This is a genomic window from Rhizobium sp. BK008, assembly GCF_014197345.1.
GTDB classification, from domain to species: domain Bacteria; phylum Pseudomonadota; class Alphaproteobacteria; order Rhizobiales; family Rhizobiaceae; genus Rhizobium; species Rhizobium anhuiense.
On sequence record NZ_JACIFK010000001.1, the window covers coordinates 941864 to 965741 of the forward strand.

24 protein-coding genes are annotated in these 23878 nt (G+C 61.4%); 6 read left to right on the forward strand and 18 right to left on the reverse strand.

Annotation, left to right across the window (positions count from 1 at the left end):
• Window positions 1–102 precede the first annotated feature (102 nt).
• Window positions 103–744, reverse strand: a complete 642-nt coding sequence (locus FHT69_RS04515; protein WP_029868414.1) for a dihydrofolate reductase family protein — start codon at window positions 742–744, stop codon at window positions 103–105.
• Window positions 745–834: 90 nt separating this feature from the next.
• On the opposite strand from FHT69_RS04515, the gene FHT69_RS04520 reads away from it, so the two are divergent.
• Entirely contained in the window at window positions 835–1356 is a 522-nt protein-coding gene (locus FHT69_RS04520; protein WP_028827836.1) for a winged helix-turn-helix transcriptional regulator, read from the forward strand.
• Window positions 1357–1371: 15 nt separating this feature from the next.
• On the opposite strand, the gene FHT69_RS04525 is transcribed toward FHT69_RS04520, so the two are convergent.
• From FHT69_RS04525 to FHT69_RS04535, 3 genes are read right to left on the reverse strand one after another with little or no spacing between them, the layout of a single operon-like run.
• A complete protein-coding gene (locus FHT69_RS04525; RefSeq protein WP_028757566.1) occupies window positions 1372–2175 on the reverse strand; it encodes an ABC transporter permease in 804 nt (267 codons plus the stop codon).
• Window positions 2176–2177: 2 nt separating this feature from the next.
• Window positions 2178–2978 (reverse strand): ABC transporter permease, encoded by an 801-nt coding sequence (locus tag FHT69_RS04530; protein WP_028757567.1) that lies wholly within the window; start codon window positions 2976–2978, stop codon window positions 2178–2180.
• Window positions 2975–3994: an ATP-binding cassette domain-containing protein gene (locus tag FHT69_RS04535; protein ID WP_047610489.1), complete on the reverse strand. Its 1020-nt coding sequence runs from the start codon at window positions 3992–3994 to the stop codon at window positions 2975–2977. Before FHT69_RS04535 ends, FHT69_RS04530 begins: the two co-directional genes overlap by 4 nt.
• Before the next feature lie 158 nt (window positions 3995–4152).
• On the opposite strand from FHT69_RS04535, the gene FHT69_RS04540 reads away from it, so the two are divergent.
• Window positions 4153–4695, forward strand: a complete 543-nt coding sequence (locus tag FHT69_RS04540; protein WP_029733203.1) for an NADPH-dependent FMN reductase — start codon at window positions 4153–4155, stop codon at window positions 4693–4695.
• A gap of 19 nt (window positions 4696–4714) precedes the next feature.
• Here the strand turns inward: FHT69_RS04540 and FHT69_RS04545 are convergent, their stop codons facing one another.
• Window positions 4715–4861, reverse strand: a complete 147-nt coding sequence (locus FHT69_RS04545; RefSeq protein WP_164735916.1) for a hypothetical protein — start codon at window positions 4859–4861, stop codon at window positions 4715–4717.
• A gap of 139 nt (window positions 4862–5000) precedes the next feature.
• Here FHT69_RS04545 and FHT69_RS04550 point away from each other — a divergent pair, with 139 nt between their 5' ends.
• The 3 genes from FHT69_RS04550 (at window position 5001) to FHT69_RS04560 (ending at window position 7991) form a co-directional block, all read left to right on the forward strand.
• Window positions 5001–5672, forward strand: a complete 672-nt coding sequence (locus FHT69_RS04550) for a response regulator transcription factor (protein WP_028756072.1) — start codon at window positions 5001–5003, stop codon at window positions 5670–5672.
• Entirely contained in the window at window positions 5669–7018 is a 1350-nt protein-coding gene (locus FHT69_RS04555; protein WP_409527523.1) for a sensor histidine kinase, read from the forward strand. The genes FHT69_RS04550 and FHT69_RS04555 overlap by 4 nt, the downstream gene beginning before the upstream one ends.
• A 103-nt stretch (window positions 7019–7121) precedes the next feature.
• A complete protein-coding gene (locus tag FHT69_RS04560) occupies window positions 7122–7991 on the forward strand; it encodes a DUF3313 domain-containing protein (protein WP_028757553.1) in 870 nt (289 codons plus the stop codon).
• A 131-nt stretch (window positions 7992–8122) separates the two neighbouring features.
• Here FHT69_RS04560 and FHT69_RS04565 read toward each other — a convergent pair whose 3' ends face one another.
• The 6 genes from FHT69_RS04565 to FHT69_RS04590 form a co-directional block, all read right to left on the reverse strand.
• On the reverse strand, window positions 8123–8707 hold the full coding sequence (locus tag FHT69_RS04565) for a GNAT family N-acetyltransferase (RefSeq protein WP_047610477.1): 585 nt from the start codon (window positions 8705–8707) through the stop codon (window positions 8123–8125).
• A gap of 249 nt (window positions 8708–8956) precedes the next feature.
• A complete protein-coding gene (locus FHT69_RS04570) occupies window positions 8957–9484 on the reverse strand; it encodes a BA14K family protein (RefSeq protein ID WP_028756080.1) in 528 nt (175 codons plus the stop codon).
• Window positions 9485–9843: 359 nt separating this feature from the next.
• Window positions 9844–10332, reverse strand: coding sequence for a BA14K family protein (locus FHT69_RS04575; protein WP_183904973.1), 489 nt, complete (start codon window positions 10330–10332; stop codon window positions 9844–9846).
• A 384-nt stretch (window positions 10333–10716) separates the two neighbouring features.
• Window positions 10717–10932: a hypothetical protein gene (locus FHT69_RS04580; RefSeq protein ID WP_029733165.1), complete on the reverse strand. Its 216-nt coding sequence runs from the start codon at window positions 10930–10932 to the stop codon at window positions 10717–10719.
• Between the two features lie 200 nt (window positions 10933–11132).
• A complete protein-coding gene (locus FHT69_RS04585; protein ID WP_088930345.1) occupies window positions 11133–11402 on the reverse strand; it encodes a hypothetical protein in 270 nt (89 codons plus the stop codon).
• A gap of 41 nt (window positions 11403–11443) precedes the next feature.
• Window positions 11444–12280 carry an alpha/beta fold hydrolase gene (locus tag FHT69_RS04590; protein WP_047614023.1) on the reverse strand — a complete coding sequence of 279 codons (837 nt, stop codon included), beginning with the start codon at window positions 12278–12280 and terminating at the stop codon, window positions 11444–11446.
• 461 nt (window positions 12281–12741) lie between these two features.
• Here FHT69_RS04590 and FHT69_RS04595 point away from each other — a divergent pair, with 461 nt between their 5' ends.
• Window positions 12742–13698, forward strand: coding sequence for a S1C family serine protease (locus FHT69_RS04595; RefSeq protein WP_183904974.1), 957 nt, complete (start codon window positions 12742–12744; stop codon window positions 13696–13698).
• A gap of 12 nt (window positions 13699–13710) precedes the next feature.
• Here the strand turns inward: FHT69_RS04595 and dusA are convergent, their stop codons facing one another.
• The 7 genes from dusA to FHT69_RS04630 form a co-directional block, all read right to left on the reverse strand.
• Window positions 13711–14712, reverse strand: a complete 1002-nt coding sequence (dusA, locus tag FHT69_RS04600) for a tRNA dihydrouridine(20/20a) synthase DusA (RefSeq protein WP_183904975.1) — start codon at window positions 14710–14712, stop codon at window positions 13711–13713.
• 184 nt (window positions 14713–14896) lie between these two features.
• The gene (locus FHT69_RS04605) at window positions 14897–15109 is read right to left on the reverse strand and encodes a cold-shock protein (RefSeq protein WP_003540801.1); all 213 of its coding nucleotides are present in this window, start codon (window positions 15107–15109) and stop codon (window positions 14897–14899) included.
• A 789-nt stretch (window positions 15110–15898) separates the two neighbouring features.
• Entirely contained in the window at window positions 15899–16366 is a 468-nt protein-coding gene (locus tag FHT69_RS04610; RefSeq protein ID WP_183904976.1) for a DUF3828 domain-containing protein, read from the reverse strand.
• Window positions 16367–16595: 229 nt separating this feature from the next.
• The gene (locus FHT69_RS04615; protein ID WP_183904977.1) at window positions 16596–19439 is read right to left on the reverse strand and encodes a cadherin domain-containing protein; all 2844 of its coding nucleotides are present in this window, start codon (window positions 19437–19439) and stop codon (window positions 16596–16598) included.
• Between the two features lie 384 nt (window positions 19440–19823).
• Window positions 19824–20210 carry a GNAT family N-acetyltransferase gene (locus FHT69_RS04620; RefSeq protein WP_183904978.1) on the reverse strand — a complete coding sequence of 129 codons (387 nt, stop codon included), beginning with the start codon at window positions 20208–20210 and terminating at the stop codon, window positions 19824–19826.
• Window positions 20211–20351: 141 nt separating this feature from the next.
• Window positions 20352–23390: an excinuclease ABC subunit UvrB gene (uvrB, locus tag FHT69_RS04625; protein WP_183904979.1), complete on the reverse strand. Its 3039-nt coding sequence runs from the start codon at window positions 23388–23390 to the stop codon at window positions 20352–20354.
• Between the two features lie 127 nt (window positions 23391–23517).
• A complete protein-coding gene (locus FHT69_RS04630; RefSeq protein WP_183904980.1) occupies window positions 23518–23784 on the reverse strand; it encodes a DUF2277 domain-containing protein in 267 nt (88 codons plus the stop codon).
• Window positions 23785–23878: the final 94 nt, after the last annotated feature.

The following is a 23878-nucleotide window of genomic DNA, read 5'->3' on the forward strand; positions in this document are numbered from 1 at the left end:
GAGCAATGCCACAGCTTTCTTAACACGGTTTGGTCTCGGACCTGGGAACGATTCAGGCAGGCGACCGTCAGAGCGGCGCCTGCCAGGATGGTTTCGGCTCGTTTATTTTGCCATCACGATATGGGTGGCGTGTTCGGTCGTCACATGCTCGACGACGCGGAAGCCCAGCGCCGGGAGGTCGATGCCGGTGAACATCGCTTCGCCCTTGCCGAGCACGACCGGCGAGATGGCGAAATGCAATTCGTCGATCAGGCCGGCCTGCAGATATTGGCGGACTGTGCTGACGCCGCCGCCGATTTTCACATCCTTGCCGCCAGCCGCGGCCTTCGCCTTGGCAAGCGCTTCCTCGATGCCGCCGGTGACGAAGTGAAACGTCGTCCCGCCTTCCATGACGATGGGTTCGCGGGGGTGATGTGTCAGGATAAAGGTCGGTGCGTGATAAGGCGGGTTCGGCCCCCACCAGCCTTTCCAGGCGTCATCCGGCCAATCGCCGCGGATGGGGCCGAACATGTTGCGCCCGAGAATGAAGGCGCCGAAATCGGCCATGCCGCGGGCGGCATAATTTTCATCGACGCCTTCAGAACCGCCGTCCTTTCCGATCATCGCGCGGAAGGTGCGGGTGCGGAAAAACCATTCAAACAGTTCCGTTCCCCGCTTGCCCAGCGGATCGCTCAGGCTCTGCTCCGGCCCGGCGCCGAAACCATCCACGGAAAGGGAAAACGCTGCGACACGCACTTTGGTCATGCTTTCCTCCATCTGATTGCTGTTTGAAACTGGTTGCTTTGTTGCATAAGTGATCCTATATTGCAACCAGTTTTTCGAAGGAGAGAATTGGTGGATATCGAACTGCGGTCGGGCTGCCCGATCAACCTGACGATGGAAGTGCTGGGCGATCGGTGGAGCCTCATCATCATCAGGGACATCATGTTTGGCAACCGCCGTCATTTCCGCGAGCTTCTGACCCATTCGGAGGAGGGGATCGCCTCCAACATACTGGCCGCCAGGTTGAAGCGTCTGCTCTCGCTAGGATTCATCAGCAAGCGGGACGATCCGAGCCACAGCCAGAAAGCAATCTACAGCCTGACGGAGCCGGCGATCCAGCTCGTGCCCGTCTTCGCGATGATCGGCGCCTGGGGACGCCGCCATCTGCCGGTGAGCGAGGAACTGAGCATCCGCGCGCAGCTTCTTGAAGAAGGCGGACCGCCGCTTTGGGACGCGTTCATGGAGGATCTCCGGCAGATCCATATCGTCGATCCGATCGGCGGCGCCAATGGCACCTGCACCTCACCGGTGCTGGCGAAGCTGACCGCGGCATTCCTCGAGGTCCGCGCGAGATCGTCGGCGCAGGCGTCCTGACGCCGGCTGGCCCGATCAGCCGCCGGCACCCTGATATTTGCCGGTGGCGTACCGCCAGTGAGCGATTGCCATCAAGACCCAGATCGGCCCGGCCACAAGCGACACCGGCTCGGCCCAGCCCCCGAGGATCGGGATGGGCTTGCCGAGCAGGGCGCCGACGGGAACGGAACTGGTGAGGGCCAGCGGGACTGCGGTTATGAGGATGAGCTGTATGCCGCCAGGAAAAATATTGAGCGGGTAGCGGGTCAACTCCCAAAAGCCGAAGAAGATCGAGAACAAATGGTTGGACCGCACCCAGATCAGCGCGGTGGCGCCGATCATGGTGATGAGCGCACCCGTCAGCAGCGTTGCGCTGACAAGCGCAGCAATGAAGAATGACGCGGACCAGACCGACCAAACGAAGTCGACCGACAGAACTGCCCAGGCCATCAGCGCCGCTGCGAGGATGATGTGACCGGCGTAGCCGATATTGAGGCCGGAAAAGACCAGATAGGCCCAAGGGCTGAAAGGTTTTACCAGCAGCGTGTCGTAAGTGCCGAGCCGCACCAGTTCTTCGAGCTCGCGCAACTGCACGAAGCTCATCGCAGCGCCGAGCGAATAGGCCAGCAGTTGGAAGCTGAACAACAGTGCAAGCTCCGGCCAGGTCCAGCCGCCGAGCGTGTCGAAGCGGGCAAGCAGGATTCCGATGGTGGCGAAGACGCTGCCATAGGAGAGTATCTGCGCAAGACGGTCGAGCCAGAAAGCGCCGCGATATTCCATCTTGGAGCGGACGTGCATCCGCACCAGCAGCGGCAGGACGCGCAGGTGATGCATCAGCATGATCAACCTCCCTGCACGGTGATACGGCTGGAGGCGCGGCGCCACAGCCAAAGGACGCCGGCGAGGAACAAGGCGGCCCAGCCGAGCCCCAGGCCGAGATGAAGCCAGATCTCGGGCGTGGAAAGCCTGCCGAGATAGACGGCATTGGGGTAATAGACGATCCAGGCAAAGGGCAGGTGGCGGGCAATCATGGCCAGAGGTTCGGGGAAGAACCAGAAGGGCACCAGCACGCCTGAGAACAGTTGCAGCAGGGCGCCCAGGATCCAGTCCAGCGAGAAGCTGGTCATCAGCCAGAAAGCGACGAGGCCGAAAAGCGCTGATATCAGGAACAGCAGCGCAAAGGACAGCGCCCAGAAGGCGATGAACATCACGGCATGGAACGGGCTTACGGGCGGCAGCATGCCGTAAAACAAGGCGGTGAAGGCGACGGTCGGGATGACCTGCGTTGCCAGGCGGTAGAGAAAGCTGCCGCATTCGTTGGCGAAGAGATAGAGAGGATAGGACAAGGGCTTGAGTAACCAGATCGCGACATCGCCTGTTTTGAGCGACCGGCCGATCTCGCCGATGATCCTTTCTGGGCGGGTTGCGCCCATCACGGCGCCGCCGAGCAGGGCATAGGTCACCATCTGCTGCAGGGAGACCCCCTCGACCACGATTGCGCCGACGCCGGCATAGGCCGCCTGCCAGATGGCGACACGAGCAAAGACCTGCACGAGTTTGCCGAAGATGTTGGCCCATACTTCGTTGCGGTAGGCGAGTTGCGAATGGAACGAACTGCGCGCAAAGGCGAAATAGGCGCTCATGATGCCCGGGCCTTGGCATTGCTACGCTGGTCGGCGTTGCGGCGCTGGTAGAAGGTGCGGATGACCTCTTCGATGTCGGGCTCGTGCAGCGCCACGTCCTTGAGACCGCGCCCGCTGCCGACCTCCGACAGGATTGCGACCAGCGAGATGTCTTCATGCTCGATGAGATAGTTCTTGCGCAAGCCCTCGTCGCTGACGAGGGCCGCGGTGCGCAACGGCAGCGGTCCAGGGTCGCTGGCAAATTCAAGCGTCAGCCGCCGGGCAGAGCCCAATGCCGCACGCAGGCTCCTCAACTCGCCGTCGAAGATGAGCCTGCTATGATCGACCATGATCAGCCGCGGGCAGATGGTTTCGATGTCCTGAAGGTCATGGGTGGTGAGAATGATGGTGACGCCGCGCTCGCGGTTGATCTCGGCGAGGAAGCGCCGCACCGCATCCTTGGCGACCACATCAAGCCCGATTGTGGGTTCGTCGAGAAAGAGGATCTTGGGATCATGCAGCAGCGACATCACGATCTCGGCGCGCATGCGCTGGCCGAGGCTGAGCTGGCGCACCGCGCGGTCGAGAAAGGGAGTGAGATCGAGCAATTCGCTGAATCGCCGGAGATTGTCCGCGTAGCGGGCGGCTGGGATATCATAGATGCGCTGGTGCAAGGTAAAACTGTCGACCAGCGGCAGATCCCACCACAGCTGGCTGCGCTGGCCAAAAACAACTCCGATCTCGCGCGCATTGTCCATCCGCTTGAGATGCGGCGTGCGTCCGAGCACCGAGAGCGTGCCGGCACTCGGCACCAGAATGCCGGTCATCATTTTGATCATCGTGGATTTGCCGGCACCATTGGGGCCGAGATAACCAACGGCCTCGCCTGCCGTGATGTCGAAACCAATGTCGGAAACGGCCAGAACTTCGGTATATTCGTTGGTCACCAACGTCTTCAGGGCGCCCAGCAGGCCCGGAAATCTCTTGTGCTGCCGGAAGCGTTTGCTGACGCCCCGTGCCTCGATCAAAGCCGTCATGTGTATTTCCTCGAGGGTAATTCCCGCCGATTCGGCAGCGGTACTCAGGCTAACGCGAGGCTTGGCTAGTTCAAGCAAAAGTCGCTTTTTTGGCGTTACTCAATCGATCCTAGCCTTTTGCGTTGACAGCCATGATCGATCGATTCCTGTTAGGGGCCATGAAGATTCTCGCCATATCCGGCAGCGCCCGGCGCAATTCCACCAATACATCAATGCTGCGGGCGGTGCGCGCCGTTGCGCCAGATGAGATCGAAATTGCGATCTTCGATGGCGTGGGAGGTTTGCCGGTATTTTCGCCCGATCTCGAGGGGGAATTTCTGCCGGTGGCGGTGCGGGATTTCATCGAGGCGATCGCTCAGAGCGACGGGGTGATCATTGCCAGCCCGGAATATGTGCGATCCATCCCCGGCGGGCTGAAGAATGCGATCGACTGGCTGGTATCGGGAGATGAGATCGTCCATAAGCCGATCGCGCTGCTGCACGCATCGCATCGCGGCGACGACATGCTGGCCGGTCTTCGCACGATCCTTGCGACCATCACCGACCGGTTCGCCGGCGATATTTTCCTCCGGCTTCCTCTGATGAAACTGGAGCCGGCCGATGTGCTCAGGACCGTCGAAACCGCGGAGAACCGTTCCAGGGTGCAAGCCTATCTTCAGGCGTTCTCGGCCTATTGCATGGCAGGCAGCGAGACCGCCTGAGGTTCGCTCGCTCGCACGCTCATCGCACCTCCATCAGGAGACCGCTCTCGAAGGCTGCCTTTTCGTGAAGCGTGTGCAGTATCACGAGGGGCGCTGCGAGCAGCGCGGCGAGGAGGAAGGCGGAAAGGAAGTGTCTCGTCAGGAGACGTAGGATAGGTCGGATCATCTTGATCTCCAGCTGCCGCGAATATTCTTTGTGCTGGACTTCAACAATTGCAGCAGCATGACCGGCTGCCTTGCAAGCTCCGCAATGCTGCCGCAACCCTTGTGGCGGAGAGAGGGGTGAGCGAGACAATGGACGAGCGATGCGGATACTGTTGATAGAAGACGAGAGGGAGCTGGCCGAGGCGCTGTCGGCGGCGCTCGGCAAACACGGGATCGTCACCGACCACACGATGCATCTGGCCGACGCGGTCGAGCTGACGCGGCAGAACCTCTACGATGCGATCCTGCTCGACCGGCGCCTGCCGGATGGCGAAGGGTTGCGCTTCATTCCGGAGTTGAGGCGGACGGGGAAGGAGACGCCGATCATCGTGCTGACGGCGCTGAACGAGCCGAAGGAACGGGTGGAAGGCCTCGATCTCGGTGCCGACGACTACCTCGGCAAGCCGTTTCTGGTCGAGGAGCTGATGGCGCGGCTGCGCGCCGTGCTGCGCCGGCCGCCGAACCTGTCCGATCTCAAGATCGCGGCTGGGCGCATGGTGATCGATCCGCTGCATCTGAGCGTCACGGTCGGCGATACGCCGCTCGATCTGCCCCGGCGAGAACTTCTGGTGCTGGCCGCACTCGCAAGGCGTAAGGAGAAGACCGTGCTCCGCTCGACGCTGGAGGCGGCGGTCTACAATTATGAAGAGGAAATTCAGTCGAACGCCCTCGATGCCCACATATCGCGGCTTCGCAAACGGCTTTCCGACGCAGGAGCCGAGGTTTCGATCCACAATATCCGCGGTGTCGGATATCTGATGAAGGAAGAATGATGGGAGGGGCGGGAAACACCAATCCGTCGCTCTGGTGGCGGCTCAGCTGGCAGCTCAGCCTCGTCTTCGTCGGCGTAGTGACGGCTGTGGTTATCGGGCTCTGCTTCTACGGCGCGACGATCCTTTCTCCGAACGTTGCGCTGGAGGACCATATCACCGCCGCGTTGGCCCCGGCCGTTGCGCTCGATGCCGAAGGGCGGCTTGAAATAAGAGATACACCGGAGTTGGACGCGCTCAAGCAGCAGTATGACGGGCTTTGGTATGTTGCGGCGACGACGAACGGTTCTTTCGTGTCCTACGGAACCATCCCTGCAGCCTACGGTGAGCTTGCGCACCTGACCTATCTGTTCGAAGGGGCTGATATCAGGGGGTCGGCCGGCACGGACGAGATCGCCTCGGTCGAAAGCGTGGGGACCGCGATCGGCGAGCTACGGGTGCTGTTTGGCGGCGTCGCCGACAAGGGCTGGCCCGTTCTTACCCTTATGGGCGCTGTTTATCCGATCTACGTGCCGTTATTCGCCGTCGCCTTGCCCGCGGTTTTTCTCGCCGTTCCCAGAATCGTCAGGCGCGGCCTGGCCAGTGTCAGCGAGGTTGCCCGCAAGGCGTCGGAGATCGAGCCTCGCCGCTACGATGCTCGCCTGCCTCTGGACGGCATCCCGAGGGAGGTCGCTCCGTTGGTGATCGCCTTCAACGAGGCGCTCGACCGACTGGAAAACGAGTTCCGCAAACGGCAACACTTCCTGATCGATGCGGCGCATGAACTGAGGACGCCGATCGCGATCATGCAGACCCGGATCGATGGAACGGCCGAGGGGCAGGACCGCAGGCGGTTGCTCGACGACGTCGCGCGTTTGGCCGAGACGGCGGAACAGTTACTCGATTTCGAGCGCAACGACCAGGCGACCGATCTCCATGAGATCGTCGATCTGGTCGAAATCAGCCGCGGCGTCGTGGCCGATCTTGCGCCGCTGGCGATCGGCGCTGGCTATCAGATATCGTTTCAGAGCGAGGTCGAGAGCCTGAAATGCAAAGGGAGTCCCTCGGCGCTGCCGCGGGCCGTCAGCAACCTCGTGCGCAACGCCATCGACCATGGCGGCGGGAGCGGCATGATCACCGTTTCGGTCTCGGCTGCCGGCCGTGGACGGATCAGCGTCGCCGACGAGGGGCCCGGCATCCCGGCCGAGCACCGCGAGCTGGTGTTCGAACCTTTCTACCGCGTCACCCCGAAGAGCAGGGGGGCAGGGCTCGGCCTCAGCCTCGTCAAGCAGATCTGCTTGAACCATGGCGGCGAGGTCAGCATCGAAAGCAGTTCCGCCGGCACCGAGGTGACGATCCAGCTCGGATAGACCGGCTCTTCCGGCAGCCCATGTTGCCGGAGACGATGTAATGTTGCGGCAATTCTTGGACGCCACTTTCCCCTGAGTTCATCGGTGACGGAGGCCAGGCAGCGTGCGCAGCAATCCATTCCTATTTTTCTTCCCGCAGGCCTCGAGAGGCTTGTCCCTCGCTCTGCCGATGGCGCTCGTCATGGCCGCGACCGGGTGCAGCTCGGTGCCACTGAAAGAGGCAGGCACGCTCTCCTCCTACGGCAATCTCGGCGCGCCGAAGGGCAAGCTGTCGAAATCGCGCGTCTATGTCGATGGAACGCGCCTTGCCCCGGCAAAGACGGTGAGCATCGTGCCGACGACCTTCGCCTTCAGCGCTGCGACCCGCGTCAAATCGGACGCCGACCGGACGATGGTGGCGAATGCGCTGGACCGGGCGCTCTGCATTTCGCTCAGCGACAAATATCAGCTGGTCTCTGCCGGCCAGCCGGCGGATCTGACGATCCGCTCCGTCGTCACCGACATCGTGCCGACCAACAAGGCGATGGCGGGTGTTTCGACGGTCGTGACCGTCGGCACCGGTTTCGTGCTGCCCGTCGGCGTGCCGCGGCTGCCGGCGGGCCTCGGCGGACTGGCGGTAGAGGCGGAAGCTGTCGACAGCGGTGGCGTGCAGCGGGCCGCGATCGTCTGGTCGCGCGGGGCAAACTCGCTGCAGAACAACCCTCGCGTTTCCGAGGTCGGCGACGCCTATAGCCTGGCTTCGAAATTCAGCGGCGAGTTTTCCCGGATGCTGATCAAAGGCAAGGAGCCGAAGGGATTGGATATCTCGCTGCCATCGGGGCAACGGATGAAATCCTGGCTCGGCGGCAAACCGAAATACGCCGCCTGCGACGCCTTCGGCCGGCCGCCCGGATTGATGGGGGCGGTCGCCGCCAAATACGGCGCGCCGCCGCAATGGACCGAGAAGAAGCCGAAACCGGCCGCGACCTACTGAGACAATGCGCGGCGGCGCCGACAGCCGCGCCGCGACCAGCACTCAGCCCGCCCCAGGCTGATGGGACGGACGGAGCATAGGCGGGCAAGGCTTGTGCTCCGTCCGTCTGGAAATCCGTTGCGCATTTCATGTCAGCTGGCGGTTCCGGGCTTCAGCCAGAAATATAGTTTGATCTGATCGGCCCTGTCGGAGGAATGGGGGCCGCGCGTGAACAATTCGCCGCCATTGCGCTCGATCACGCGCCGCGAGGCGTCATTGTCCTCGTTGCAGAGGATGGTGAGGCGGTCGAGGCCTTCCTTTGCTGCGACGGCCAGCAGAAGGGTGAGGGCGGTCGTCGCGTGGCCGTTGCGCTGTTTCCACGGCACGACGGAATATCCGACATGGCCCGATACGTCGGGTGGCAGTTCCTCGGTGCCGGCTTGAAAGCGCAGGCTGATGCTGCCGCAGAATTCGCCATCCCAGATCCAGAACAGACGGGTGATCAGCGGCCGCGGTCCGGATTCGGCGCGCCGGCTGCCATCAGCAATGAGATCGTCGAGAAAGCTTGATCTGTCGTGGCGCAGCCGCTGGAGCTCGCCGCGAACATAGGCTTCGTCGCCCGCGCGGCGCGGATGGGGAGACCAACCGGCGGCGAGCGCCGCTTCGAAGCCCGACAGGTTTTCCAGATCCGGCCGTAGCAGGACGACGGCGTGCTTCGCTGTATCTCCAGATGGCATGTCGCACCTAAAGCGCGTCGCGATCTTTCAGATTCGCTCCTGACGCTTTAGCCTTTTAATCCGACGCATGTCGTTGTCGCAAAACCACACTTTTGCGCGACATGCTTTAGGTTCCTATCGCCTAACCAATCAAGCTTGGCCGCGCAGGCAAGCACGACCGACCGGCAATTGGAAGCCGTACAACGGGATTTCGGCCATCAAAAAAGCCCCGCATCTTCATGCGAGGCTTGTTCTGATGGATAGACCGGACTAGCGGCACTGGCGGCGCGGGCCGTAATTCGGCTGGTAGGTATTGTCATAGGCGCGGTAGGACCGGTAGCGGCTATAGCAATACTCGGCATGCGAACTATAGCCGCTCGTGCGCGGCTGCGAAGCGATGATGCCGCCGAGGAGGGCGCCGGCTGCCAGGCCGCCGATGATGGCGCCGCTGTTGTCGTGGCGGCGATACCGCCGATCATAGCGGCGATCCCAGCGATCATCGCGGCGATTCCAGCCATAACGGTCATCACGGTCGTAGCGGCGGTCGCGGTAGCTGCGCCGGTCCCGGTCGCCATCGTTATCGCGGTCACGGTTGCGGTAGGATCTGCGGTTATCGCCGTCGCCCGAGCAGACGATGGAGTATGGGTTGCAGGCGACGGTCATGATCCGGGCATCGGTATTTTGAGGCGCCGGCTGCGCCGATTGCACCAAGCTCGGCACAAAAGCCGGGCCTGCCGAGGCCGGCATTCCGGAGAAAGCCGTCGCTATCGACAGAGCAATGATGCCGAATTTGTTCATTTCACTCACCTTGGGTCAATGGATGTATCGAGGGGATAACGCAGGGGAAGGGATTAAGTTTCATTTTGGCATGAGGAGGGATTATGTATGTGCGTATCTGCTAACCTATCGTGCTTTTCACATATATATAGAGTGTGGGCGATAGGGAGCAAGGCGATTTGCTGGCCGGCGTGAGGTGAGAGTGGAGAGGGCAGCGAGGGAGTCGGTGTTGGAGGACCGTTGCGCTGGACATTGCCATTAGACTGCGACGATTATCAGAACAGCCTAACGATGTCCCTGGCAAGCCGCGCAACGGGCTTTCGGCCATCAATAAAGCCCCGCATCTTCATTGCGAGGCTTGTTCTGATAGATGGACCGGACTAGCGGCACTGGCGGCGCGGGCCGTAATTCGGCTGGTAGGTGTTGTCATAGGCGCGGTAGGACCGGTAGCGGCTATAGCAATAGTCGGCATGCGAACTATAGCCACTCGTGCGCGGCTGCGAAGCGATGATGCCGCCGAGGAGGGCGCCGGCTGCCAGGCCGCCGATGATGGCGCCGGTATTGTCATATCGATTGTCATATCGGCGATACCGGCGATCGTAGCGGCGATCCCAGCCATAGCGGTCGTCGCGGTAGTAGCGCCCGTCGCGATAGTGGTGGCGGTTGCGATACCACTTGCGACCATTGTTGAACTGACCCGGGCAGTTCGTGAAGTTGTTACAGCCGATGGTCATGACGCGGGCGTCAGTGTTTTGAGGCGCTGACTGCACCGACTGCACCGGGCTCGGCACGAAAACCGGACCTGCTGAGGCCGGCGTTCCGGAGAAGGCCGTCGCTATCGACAGGGCAATGATGGCGAATCTGTTCATTTCACTCACCTTGGGTCAACGGATGTATCGAAGGGATAACGTGGGGGAAGGGATTAAGTTTCATTTGGGGATGGACGGGAGGACATGTGTGCGTCGGCGCTAACGCAGCAGGGCTGTTCGGCCAAGGCCCGACAGGCGGGTAGGTTCTGGAGCGGTTCAGCTTTCCATGGAACGCAGAACTGTTCTAACATCTTATTTTTGCACAATTCCTGACAACCGCTTCGCGCTTTGCCCGAGAAAACCGCTTCGCACTTTTCCTGGAATTGCTCTAAGCCGCCTTGTGGCGCTCCTGAGCAGCCGGAGGCCGAGCGCGCCCTCGATCCAGATTTTCATGCCGATTGAGAATGCCCGGATAGGATCCGACCTGAACAGCATCGCGCGCTGTCAGGCTCCCCTTCCGCCGGCCAGCAATCGAAGCTGGCTTTCGTCATGCACCCCTTGGCGATAGAGTTCGATGATGAGCGCGCCAAGACGGTCGGCTGCCTCGCCTGATCTGTCGATATTGAGCCCGCTACAGAGGGCTTCGTGGACACGCCTGCACACATCCAGATCTTCGGAGGCGAGCGGTTCGTCACGCGTGCTGAACAGCTTGTCTGACATCGCAATCTGCCCTTTTTGGATGCCGTGAATCGCTATCGAGTAAAAAAAAGATAATTTCGCGATCTTTGCTCCGCAAGATGGGCGAAGGTCCGAAATTCAAAACAATTCGGGGCGCACGCCGTAAGACGCAGGCGAGGGCGTCAGGGCATGGAGACGGACCGATCGGCGCGTCGGCTCAACGGATGGTGCGAGCGCGAGATCTACTCGGTTGCGGGTGCCTTGCCGCTTTGCTGCGACAGGCGCAGCTCTTTCAGCCGCTTGGTTTTCTCCCGGCGAGCCCGCTGCTCCGCCTCGATGGTTTCCTTGGCGGCTCGCTCGGTGTTTTCGAAACGATCCTGCCGGTAAGCCTTTGATGAGGGTTCGCGTTCTCTTTTCATGGCCGCTAAACGCAAATCGGCGAAAACGGTTTCATGGGAAAATGCGTAACTGGCCGTCAATCGATCGGCGTGGCCCGGCGTGAAAGCCATCATGGCAGCCGGGCGCCCTCATGGGCGCCCGGCACCATCAGAGATCAGCCTTTGATGAAGGCCAGGATGTCGGGATTGATGATGTCGGCATGGGTGGTGCACATGCCGTGCGGGAATTTCTCGTAGACCTTCAACGTGGCATTCTGCAGCAGCTTGGCCGAGAGCAGGGCGGAGTCGGCGATCGGCACGATCTGGTCGTCGTCGCCGTGCATGACGAAGGTCGGCACGGTGATGATCTTCAGGTCTTCGGTGAAGTCGGTTTCCGAAAAGGCCTTGATGCCGTCGTAATGCGCCTTGGCGCCGCCGATCATGCCCTGGCGCCACCAATTGTTGATGACCGGCTCCGACACTTTCGCACCCGGCCGGTTGAAGCTGTAGAACGGGCCGGCCGGCAGGTCGTGATAGAATTGCGAACGATTGGCGGCGAGCTGCCTGCGCAGATCGTCGAAGACCTCGATCGGCAAGCCGCCGGGATTGGCATCCGTTTTCACCATGATGGGCGGCACGGCGCCGATGATGACGAGCTTGGCGACGCGGCCCTGAGGCTGGCCATGGCGGGCGACATAATGGGTCGCTTCGCCGCCGCCGGTAGAGTGGCCGATATGGACGGCATTCCTGAGATCGAGATGTTCGACGACGGCTGCGGCATCGGCGGCGTAGTGATCCATGTCATGACCGTCGCCGACCTGGGTGGAGCGGCCGTGGCCTCGACGGTCATGGGCAACGACGCGATAGCCCTTCTCAAGGAAGAACAGCATCTGGGAATCCCAATCGTCGGAGCACAGCGGCCAGCCATGATGGAACATGATCGGCTGGGCGGCCTTCGGCCCCCAATCCTTGTAGAAGATCTCGACGCCGTCCTTGGTGGTGACTGTGCTCATCTTTGGCTCCGTTGGTTGGGTTGGATTGGATGAATGCGGGCAGAAATTTGCGCCGTTGCCGGCGGAATTGACAAGGCCATAGGCAAGACTACCCGGGACCAGGTTGGAATATGTTGATCTCGTCATCAAGCTGTTCTTTGTATTCAATTGACATAACAGAATTTTATATTGGAGGAGGCTTCTTCGCGCCGCGGCCTGCGCGTCCCAGGATGAGGACCTTGGAGGATGCCGTAGCCCCCGACGATGAGGGCACACCGGTCGCCCGACGATAAGGGCACACCGGTCGCACGACGGCACGTCCCCCGACGCCCGCATGGCTGCCCCGCGGGCTGGGGCTCACTTGAACGCGGATCGAGGCCCAACCATCTAATCCTCATACAACAGCACAATGGCGAACCGTCGCAACCGCGACCGCATCGCCGGCGGCGGGACGATCGTTACCGCCGCTTGAGGATCACATCATGGGTTATATGGACAAGAACATAGCGCCTCAGAATGACGGGGCGCTGATCGATGCCTATTCGCAATCGATCGCAGCAGCAGTCGACATCGTCGGGCCAGCCGTCAGCCGGATCGAGAGGGTGGGTGGCCGGCAGGGGCACGGGTCGGGCTTCGCCGTCTCGCCCGACGGCCTGATCATCACCAACAGTCATGTCGTTGACGATGCCAAGGTCGTTCGCATCACCACGCCCGATGGCTTCGTCACCGAGGGCCGGGTGCTCGGCCGCGATGTCGATACGGATATCGCCCTCATTCGTGCCAATACGAGTACCGGCGCCTGGGCGAAGCTCGGAGATTCCCAGCGCCTGCGCCGGGGCCACATCGCCATCGCGATCGGAAACCCGCTCGGCTTCGAATGGACGGTTACTGCCGGTATCGTCTCGGCGCTCGGGCGGTCGATGCGGGCAGCCAGCGGCCGGCTGATGGAAGACGTCATCCAGACCGATGCGGCCCTCAATCCCGGCAACTCCGGCGGGCCGCTGGTGTCTTCGGGCGGGGAGGTCATCGGCGTCAATACCGCGGTGATACAGGGCGCGCAGAGCATCGCCTTTGCCGTGGCATCGAATACGGCCAATTTCGTCGTTTCGGAGATTCTCCGCTACGGCCAGGTCAGGCGTGCCTTCATCGGCATTTCAGGTGACACGATCGTGCTGCCGCGCCGGGTGGCGCTTGCGGCGGGCACGGTGCAGACGACCTCGGTTCGCATCCGCCGCGTCGAGCCGGAGGGCCCGGCGGCAAAAGGCGGACTGCAGGAGGGCGATTATATCCTCGCCATCGACGGCAGCCCGGTCGGCGGTGTCGATGATATCGTCCGATTGATGGATGGCAGCAGGATCGGCAGGGAAACTTACATCCTGGTGTTTTCGGTGGCGGGACGGATCGAAAAGAAGATGCTGCTGCCGATCGCCCGATCGTGACACCACTTGGCGTCAGGCGCTGACCGCCTCGTGATCCGTCCCCGAAAAATCCACCGCCGCAAAGGCGGCCGCCAGCACCTCCGGCCCGGCGCCGCTTTTGGCCGCGTCGGTGGACAGGATCTGGCGGTAGCGCCTTGCGCCGGGCAGGCCGGTAAAGAGGCCGACCATGTGGCGGGCCACGTGCTGCAGCCGGCCGCCGCTGGCGATGTGGCGTTCGGCATAGGCCATCATCCGGCCGCAAAGCGCCTCCCAGTCCGGCTCGACCGCCGGCGCGCCGAAGAAGCGCTGGTCGATATCGGCAAGGATCGCGGCATTCTGATAGGCGGCGCGGCCGAGCATGACGCCGTCGACATGTTCAAGATGTGCGGCGGCTTCATCAAGCGTGCGGATGCCGCCATTGATGCCGATGAAGACATCGGGCCAGCGCTGTTTCATCCGGTAGACGATCTCATAATCGAGCGGCGGGATCTCGCGATTTTCCTTCGGGCTCAGGCCCTTCAGCCAGGCCTTGCGGGCATGGATCCAGATCGCGTCGGCGCCGGCATCAAGGACGCGGGTGATCAGCTCCGGCAGCGCCTGTTCCGGCTCCTGCTCGTCGACGCCGATCCGGCATTTCACCGTCACCGGCACGGTCGCAACCCTCTTCATCGCCGCGATGCATTCGGCCACCGTTTCCGGCGTCAGCATCAGGCAGGCGCCGAAGGTGCCGGACTGCACGCGGTCGGAGGGGCAGCCGACATTGAGGTTGATCTCGTCATAGCCATAGGGTTCGGCGATCTTCACCGCGTCGGCAAGCTTGACCGGGTCCGATCCGCCAAGCTGCAGCGCCAGCGGATGCTCGGCGGCGTCATGACCGAGCAGCCGGTCGCGCGGGCCGTGGATGATCGCATCGGCCACCACCATCTCGGTATAGAGCAGCGCTTCGCGACTGATCTGGCGGTGGAAATAACGGCAATGCCGATCCGTCCAGTCGATCATCGGGGCGACCGCAAAAATGGGCCTCTTCTGCGTCATCGACGTTCCATTGTTCGTTGTTCTCTGGGTGCCGCAATGCGGCATCGCACCGCCGCAGGGGCGGGATCATCCATAAGCGCGCATATAACACTTGCCGATGCGATCGACAAACGGCGGCCGCGCTGCAAACAAAAACGGCGCCCCCTGCGGAGCGCCGTTCATCCCGCGTGAGCGGAAGTCTGACTTACGAAGCCGAGATGTTGACAGCCTTCGGGCCCTTGCCCATGCGGTCCGGCTCGGTGTCGAAGGTAACCTGCTGGCCTTCGCGCAGCGACTGAATGCCAGAAGCCTGCAGCGCAGAGATATGGACGAAAACGTCCTTAGCGCCGCCGTCCGGCGTGATGAAACCAAAACCCTTGTCCTGGTTGAAGAATTTTACGGTGCCCTTGGTGGCCATTGGGATCGTCCTTTTCCCTTAGTCTGTGTAGTATCCGCGCCCCCGAGAGGAAGCGGACGGCTTTAGCTTTCGCCCCGATCGATTGGGACGAAGGGTCAGTCGGAGAAGTCACGTACGGGGAAAGAACGTCTACGTAGGCGGGTAGTCCCGCGCCGCCTTCCATAACGGAAGGGATTACCACATCAGTCCAGTCACCGGCATGCAAATGCCCGAGTAGGTGAATTGGTGCCAGCTTTTCGGGCAAAAAGCAAGCGGGATTATTGTGGCATGTCCCTTATCGTGACGGGAAATGCCGAAGATTCAGATACTTGACCGTGGGTTAACGGATCCTTGCACGGCTGTGCCATATCGGGATTCTGTGCCGAAACGGGATGAGCGGCGGATTCGATAGCCGGGCATGGATTTTGTCAGCAAATTGTTCTGGGCGGCTAGGCATGGCGGCGAACAGGATCTGGCGGATGCGAAGGTGATATGGTGGCCTGATGCTGGTGGCGGTGGAGCCGAATTTGGTGGAGCCGGCGGTCCCAACTCACCTTCACCATGAGGGCTCTCTTTGGCGCCTGCCGCCTTCCACTGCCGTTGGTGCCGTCGACCTCCCTCGTCTCCTTCATTCCTGTGCTCGTCACATGAATCCAGTGCGCCCACGTCCTTGGGCGCGGGCGAATGACTTCATCGCATGAGAGTCATTCACGGTGCCGAGGCACCGTGGCTGGATTCCTGTGACGAGCACAGGAATGAAGGAGAGGCTGGGATTGCCGGCGTGCGCCTCGTTGGCTTTATCCTGCCCGCCTACTGCGCCTCCCTCAGCAACGCACCGAGACTCCACGGATTATCCCCCTTCTGGTTGGCGATGTCGTCGACCTTCCAGCCGCCGTGTTCGCGTACCAGGGTGTAGAAAAGCGTCACCTCTTCGCCGTTTTCGAATTGCACCTCCACCTCGGCCTTATCATCCAGCAGGATCGGTTGGCCGATCCTGACGTCGCTGGCTGCGCCATCCTGACCTGATATGACGGGATCGAAGTCGACCGCGCCGACATCGCCTTCCGGCGTATTGTCGAGATCAGCCTGGAGGAGCTCGTTCAGATGGTCGGAGAAGAAGGCGGAATAGGGCGAGGGCGCTTCGGCGTCGCTCTTGTCGGTGTCATAGCTGTAAAGCGCCTTGAGCAGCGCCTTCGGCGTCTTGTAGGTCTGCGCTAACGCCGGCAAAGCTGCGAGCGCCGAGAAGGTGAGGGCGAGGATCAATGTGGGCAGACGCATGCGGCTCTCCTCGGATCGGCAGGAATTATAGCCGAATCGGACGCGAAGGGGAGCGGCAATTTGGACCGGGCGGCCAACCCGAACTCGCTCTTCTTCCCAGCGGGGAGAAGAGATTGGGCGGGGCGTCCTGTTCCGCCTGATCGACACTAAGGGGCTTGCTGGCCGCAAGCCCCTCTATTTTGAAAACCATCGGCGACGCATCGCTGCGTCGCCTGCAATCCAGTCGCAACTAAATCAACGCCTCATGCGACAAGATCGAAAACGACGACTCGAAGACGTCCTTCACGGCCACCGTGAAATCGTGGCTGGTGACGTTTCCAGCCGCGTCGTAGGCTTCGGCGGTAAAGGTCAGGCTGTGTGTGCTTTCGTAGTCGATCGCCGCTTTCGTCTGGATCTTGTTGCCAACGAGCTTCAAGACGCCGTCGGCATCATCCGTCAGCCGCCACTTCACCGTGCCGCCCTCCGGATCGACCGCCGAGAGAAGGCCGACCGAAGTGCCAATCGCGACGTTCTCGGAGATCGAGTTGCGCGAGAAGGAAAGCTTGATCGGCGCCTGGTTAACCGGGGCTTCGTTGACGTCGAGGACGTTGATCGTGATGTCCTTTTCGACCGTGACCTTGCCATCGGAGACGGCGACCTTGATCGTGTGGGACTTGGCCGTCTCGTAGTCCAGAGCCTTGGAGGTGACGATGCGGTTGCCGTTGATCCGGAAATGGTCGTTCGCCCCGTCAAGCAGCTTGTAGGTGAGGACGTCACCGTCGGCGTCCTTGGCGCTGAGCAGGCCGACCGTGGTCCAGATCGGGGTGTCCTCGGAGAGGGCGGCCTTGGAGAGCTGGATATTGGTCGGAGCGCTATTGCTGCCGTCAAGCGTGAATTTTTCCGTGGCGAAATCGTAGACGCCATCGGCAAAGCGCGCGAATTCGACGTCATGCAGCGTATCCGTCCCCTCCGCGGCGCTCGTCAGGATGTGATCGCCGTTGTTCAATGCGAAGGAATAATTGGCGAAATTACCTGAGAAGATCGCTGTATCGATGCCGTCGCCGCCATTGATAGTGTCGTTGCCGGCACCTCCGGTCAATTTGTCATTGCCGGCCTTGCCGTTGATGATGTCATTGCCGCCGCTGCCGTCGAAAATGTCGTTGCCGTTGGTGCCGGTAAACTCGTCGCTACCACCGCCGGTCTTGACGTCAACGCCGGAGACATAGCCGGTAATGAAAGCCCCGCGATCTCCGAGTTCATCGGAAAGATCGAGGTGGGCGCTGTCCGTCACTGCCAATGCGGGGTTGAAATCGTGGGAAGGATCGGTCGACCAGACGATCTTATCAAAGCTTTCGAACTGTGCGCTGGAACCGGCAACCCAATATCCCGCCGTTTCAAGGACTTCGATGTTCTTGATCGTCAGGCCTCTTAGCTCATAGGCTTGGAGAGTATCGATCCCGGCGCCGCCGTCGATCGTTCCGGAGCCCTGACCGTTCACGCTTATGGCATCGTCGCCGTCGCCTGCATTGATGTCGAAGATCTCAGGGTTACGGCCGCCGGCGTCACCATCGGAGATCGTATCGTTGCCCGCGCCGCCTCTGATGACGTCATTTCCGACGTTGTCTATAAGCTGGTCATTGCCGTCACCGCCATTCAGAATATCATTGCCATCTCTGCCTGCGAGCAAGTCATCGCCATCACCGCCGTTAAGCGTGTCATTGCCATCGCCGCCACGAAGCAGATCGTTTCCGGCGCCCCCATTCAGCGTGTCTGCGCCGTCGCCGCCATCGATGGTATCGTTGCCTGAGCCCGTCGTGATCGCATTGTCGCCGCTTGAGCCCGTCACATTTGCAGAGCCCGAGCCCAGTTCGTCGGCAAGGTTTACCGTCCCGGAATCCGAGATGACCAGGTTCACAGGGACGAGAGGATTGAAAGCTGAGTTGCGGATCACGTCGTAAGCTTCGAACTCAGCGCCGGTCTTGGTGATCGTGGCGCCGTTCGTCTCCAGGATATTCAGCGGAGTACCCGGCCCGGGGCTGTTGACGGCGAAAGTCTGTGTGCCGAAATCGTAGGTACCATCGGCAAATCGCGCGAATTCGACGTCTGTCAGCTTGTCCGTACCCTCAAGCGCGCTCGTCACGACACGGCTGCCATTATCGATCGCGAGGGAATAATTGGCAAAGTTGCCGGAGAAGACCGCCGTGTCGGTGCCGTCGCCGCCATTGATGATGTCGTTGCCGGTGCCGCCGGTCAATTTGTCATTGCCGGCATTGCCATCGATGGTGTCGTTGCCGCCGCTGCCGTCGAAAATGTCGTTGACGTCGGTGCCCCAAAACTCGTCGTCGCCGCTGCCGGTCTTGGCGTCAACGCCCTCATAGCCGGTAATGAAAGCCCCGCGGGCTCCCAATTCGTCGGAAAGGTCGAGATGGGCGCTGTCCGTCACCGTCAATGAGGGGCGAGAGTCGAATGGAAAGGTCGATCCCAGAATCTTATCAAAGCTTTCGAACTGGGCGCTCGAACCGCTAACCTGTGAGAACCCCGTTTCAAGGATTTCGACATTCTTGATCGTCAGGCCCTGTAGTGACGAGGCTTGCAGCGTGTCGATCCCGGTACCGCCATCGATTGTTCCTGAAATCTGTGACGCGAGTCTGTCTATGGTTATGGAATCGTCGCCAGCGCCGGCGTCAATGTCGATGAGCTCCGGCTGCGGGCCGCCAGGTCCCGGCAGAAAGACGGGAAAGCCACCATCAGTGATCCTATCGTTGCCGTCGCCGCCGATCAATTTGTCATTACCGGCATTACCAATGATCGTGTCGTTTCCCGCGCCGCCGTTCAGCGTGTCCGCGCCGTCACCACCCAATAGCGTGTCGTTGCCTGCGCCAGTCGTGATCGTGCTGCCGTTGCTCGAGCCAGTCACCTGCGCGGAGACCGAACCCAACTCGGCGGCCAGGTCGGCCACGCCGGAATCCGAGACAACCAGAGTGACAGGTGAGGAAGGATTTGCGGCGGAGTCCCGGATAACGTCGTAAGCTTCGAATGCGGCGCCTGTCTTGGTAATCGTTGCGCCGTTCGTGTCCAAAATATTCAAGGCCATATTGAAACTTTCCAAAAAGATGCGTTGCATTCTATGAAAATGAGACATCCTCAGTAGAACTGTTCTTGCAGCTTCAACGGACGACAACCCCCTGGGGATCTATGCCAATCCCCGATAAAGTTTTCAATGCAAAATTGTGTCTTTTCATTGCTTTTTTAATGAAAAACTAAGGATAAAATACTGAGAGAACGAATTTTAATTTGAGAACTCAAAGCCATACTTTGGTTTGCATAATAGTATTATGTTTCATTTTCAGCCGGGATGCGCTCGGGAAAATTGTGTTTTCAGCGGGTTCTTCGGTGGTGTCGCGCCGTGCGACGGTCCTCCTGACTATCGCAGGTTGGTGCTGGCTTTGACTTGTTCCGGTTTCCCACGCGGGAGGCCTCACGCGAGCTTGATCAGTCCTGCCTTCGTCGGCCTGAAACCGCAGGCGCGGTAGAAGCCGGTCAGGTGCGGTTCGAAATCGACATGCAGCCATTCGGCGCCGCGCTCGCGGGCGAGGCTCGTCGCTTGCCGAACCATGCACGTCGCGATGCCCTGCCTTTGCATGTCGGGATGGACCGATGTGTCGAGGATGAAGGCATGGATGCCGCCGTCCCAGGCGACGTTGACGAAGCCGACGAGCCTGTCGTCGCGGTAGGCGCCGATATGGGCGAGGCTGCGGGACAGGATGGGAGTGAAGTCGCGGCTTTCAGAGGTGCCCCAGACGGCTGACCAGAGGGCGTTCAGTTCGGCGGCGGAGGGGAACGGGTCGATGCGCAGTTCTGGCATTGGCGGTTCCCTTCATTCAGCGGGCATGTAGGGTCTTCCCGATCAAAGGCAGGGGCGGGCCTGACTCATTTTGTGACGGCGAAGAGCACCTGTGGTGGCCACGTACCTAATTTCGCTTTCAAGACACGTAGAATTCGTTGATCACCGTCCCGGTCGCCCCGTCTTCCCCTTTGTCCGCCCCTTGCGCTTCTGCTCGCCCGGGTCCTCATAACTCCCAACACCGGTCTTCCCGCGCACGACCGGCCGCACGTCATCGCGCTCCGGCTGGCCTTCCAGCAACGGCGAAAACCGCTTGGTGCCCTTGGCGGCTTCCGGCTTTTCCGGAACCTGGCCGATGACCGGCTTTTCCGTTCGGCCGACGGTCATTTCGTCGAGGTCGTTCTTGCGGAACAGGCTCTTCTTTGCGGGTTCGGCGATGTCCCGGCCCATCTCATCCAGATCCGGTTTCCGGAAGAGCGGGGTGGTCATGTCGGTGCCCGGGCCCATGTCGTCGAGGCTGGGCCTGGTGAAGTAGGAGGCGGTGGCTGCCTCATCCGCTCTGCCGGGCACCGACCCGGGTCGAGCCGCTTGTCTCGACCCGTCCTCCGGACCCCCCGCGGGGAGAAGGGATTCGCGGGTCGCTTTGGCGTTCCGTCTGACGCCTTCCATCGCCTTTGACTCCTCGCGTGCCATCGGATCGTCCATGACGGCCAGTTCGGCAGCCTTGAGGCGTTTGATTTCGTCGCGGAGGCGGGCGGCTTTTTCGAAGTCGAGGTCGGCGGCGGCGTCGCGCATGCTCTTTTCGAGCGCGTTGAGATGGGTCTGCAGGTTGTTGCCGACGAGGTTGCCGCCATCGGCGAAGCCTTTGCCCGAGACGCCCGAGATATCGGCGCGGACGTGGTCGCGTTCGTAGACGCTGTCGAGGATGTCGGAGATCCTGGCCTTGACCGATTCCGGCGTGATGCCGTGTTCGGCGTTATAGGCCATCTGCTTTTCGCGGCGGCGACCGGTTTCTTCCATCGCCCGCTTCATCGAACCGGTGACCTGGTCGGCATAGAGGATGACCTTTCCGTCGACGTTACGCGCCGCACGGCCAATGGTCTGGATCAGCGATGTCTCCGAGCGCAGGAAGCCTTCCTTGTCTGCGTCGAGAATGGCGACGAAGCCGCATTCGGGAATGTCGAGGCCTTCGCGCAACAGGTTGATGCCGACGAGCACGTCGAAGGCGCCGAGGCGGAGATCGCGGAGAATCTCGATACGCTCCAGTGTGTCGATGTCGGAGTGCATGTAGCGCACGCGCACGCCCTGCTCATGCAGATATTCGGTCAGGTCCTCGGCCATGCGCTTGGTCAGCACGGTGCAGAGCGTGCGGTAACCCTTGGCGGATGTTTCGCGGATCTCGCCGAGCACGTCGTCGACCTGGCTGCGGGCCGAGCGGACCTCGACCGGCGGGTCGATCAGGCCGGTCGGGCGGATCACCTGTTCGGCGAAGACGCCGCCCGACTGCTCCATCTCCCAACTGCCCGGCGTGGCAGAGACGGCGATGGTGTCGGGGCGCATGGCGTCCCATTCCTCAAAACGCAGCGGTCGGTTGTCCATGCAGGAGGGCAGGCGGAAGCCGTATTCGGCCAGCGTCGCCTTGCGCCTGAAGTCGCCCCGATACATGCCGCCGATCTGCGGCACGGTAACATGGCTTTCGTCGATGAAGACGAGGGCGTTGTCGGGAATGTATTCGAAGAGGGTGGGCGGCGGATCGCCGGGGTCGCGGCCGGTGAGATAACGTGAATAGTTCTCGATGCCCTGGCAGGAGCCTGTGGCTTCGAGCATTTCGATATCGTAGCGCGTGCGCTGCTCCAGGCGCTGGGCTTCCAGCAGGCGGCCGGCCTTTTCCAGTTCGGCCAGGCGAAGCCTCAGCTCTTCCTTGATCGACTTAATGGCGCCGTTCAGCGTCGGGCGCGGGGTGACATAGTGCGAATTGGCGTAGATCTTCACCGATTTCAGGTCGCCGACCTTCTGGCCGGTGAGCGGGTCGAACTCGGTGATGGCGTCGATCTCGTCGCCGAACATCGAAATGCGCCAGGCGGCATCTTCCAAGTGGGCGGGGAAGAGTTCGATCGTATCGCCGCGCACCCGGAAGGAGCCACGGGTGAAATCCATGTCGCGGCGCTTATATTGCTGGGCGACGAGGTCGGCCAATAGCTGACGCTGGTCGAGCCGGTCGCCGACCGACATCTGGAAGGTCATCGCCGTATAGGTCTCGACTGAGCCGATACCGTAGATGCAGGAGACCGAGGCGACGATGATGCAGTCGTCGCGTTCGAGCAGCGAGCGCGTCGCCGAGTGGCGCATGCGGTCGATCTGCTCGTTGATCGAGGATTCCTTCTCGATATAGGTGTCGGAGCGCGGCACATAGGCTTCCGGCTGGTAATAATCATAGTAGGAAACGAAATATTCCACCGCATTGTCGGGGAAGAAGTTCTTGAATTCGGAATAGAGCTGGGCGGCCAGCGTCTTGTTCGGCGCCAGGATGACGGCCGGGCGCTGCGTCGCCTCGATCACCTTGGCCATGGTGAAGGTCTTGCCGGAGCCGGTGACGCCGAGCAGCACCTGGCTGCGGTCGCCATTCTCCAGGCCTTCGACGAGATCGCGGATGGCCGTGGGCTGGTCGCCGGCCGGCTCGTAATCCGACTGCATGCGGATGGCGATGCCGCCTTCAGATTTGTCGGGCCGGGCAGGGCGGTGCGGCGTCCAGATCTTACCGTTCTTGTGCAGCGGATTGCCGCTCTCGATCAGCGCCGACAGCGCTTCGACCGTGGCGGTGACGCCACCCGGCGAGATGTTGCCGGCATCCTCCAACGAAATGTCGAGACCCGCCACAGGGTTCAGGCCGGCGGCGGCGCGCGTCTTCGGGTCGGTCGAACCGCCGATCGAGACGCCCCGGGCAGTCTTGCTCGCCGTCGCCTTCTTGTTGACGCTGACGGTCTCCGAATATTTGCGCGCCGCGTTTTCCACCGTCTTGCGATGCTTGCCCGCCTTGGAGGCGATGTCACGCTGTGACTCGACCCCCGATGCCTCGGCATCGGCTTCGAGCTGCTTCACCCAGTCGGCGACAGAGCCGGAAAGCGGGGCTCCCTCAAAGGACGATTGCGCGGCTTCCTCGAAGCCATTCGGGGCGGGGGATTTCTTCGGAGATTTGGCCATGGCCGGAATATGGAGAGAGTCAGCGCGAAAGGGAAGAGGGAAAGAGTACAAAAGGGAAACGAATGAATCGTTCAGATTCCGCCAACAGTGCGGTGGCTCAAGGGTGGAAGCGCGCGACGGGACTCCCTTACGCGAACCGCATCTCCGTTCTCGCACGTGCCTTCGCCGCTTCGTCGTCGCGATCGCGAGGCGGTTGAGACGTCTCGAGCGAATCGAGCAGCTCGCGGGCGCATGCCGCGATCGAAGGGACCGCGCGCTCGAAGGCGGCCTCGTTGCGTTTCGACGGTTTGGTCGTTCCGCTCACCTTGCGCACGAATTGCAGCGCGGCATCATGGATTTCTTCGTCCATCGCTGGCGGATCGAAATTGAACAGGGGTTTTATATTTCGGCACATGCCTTGCTCCCGGTCATTTTTTCTCCACGCATGAGCGGAGGGTCGCCAACATGAAAAATAGTCGCGTCAGCGCTGATTGCAACCGGCTCCAGCC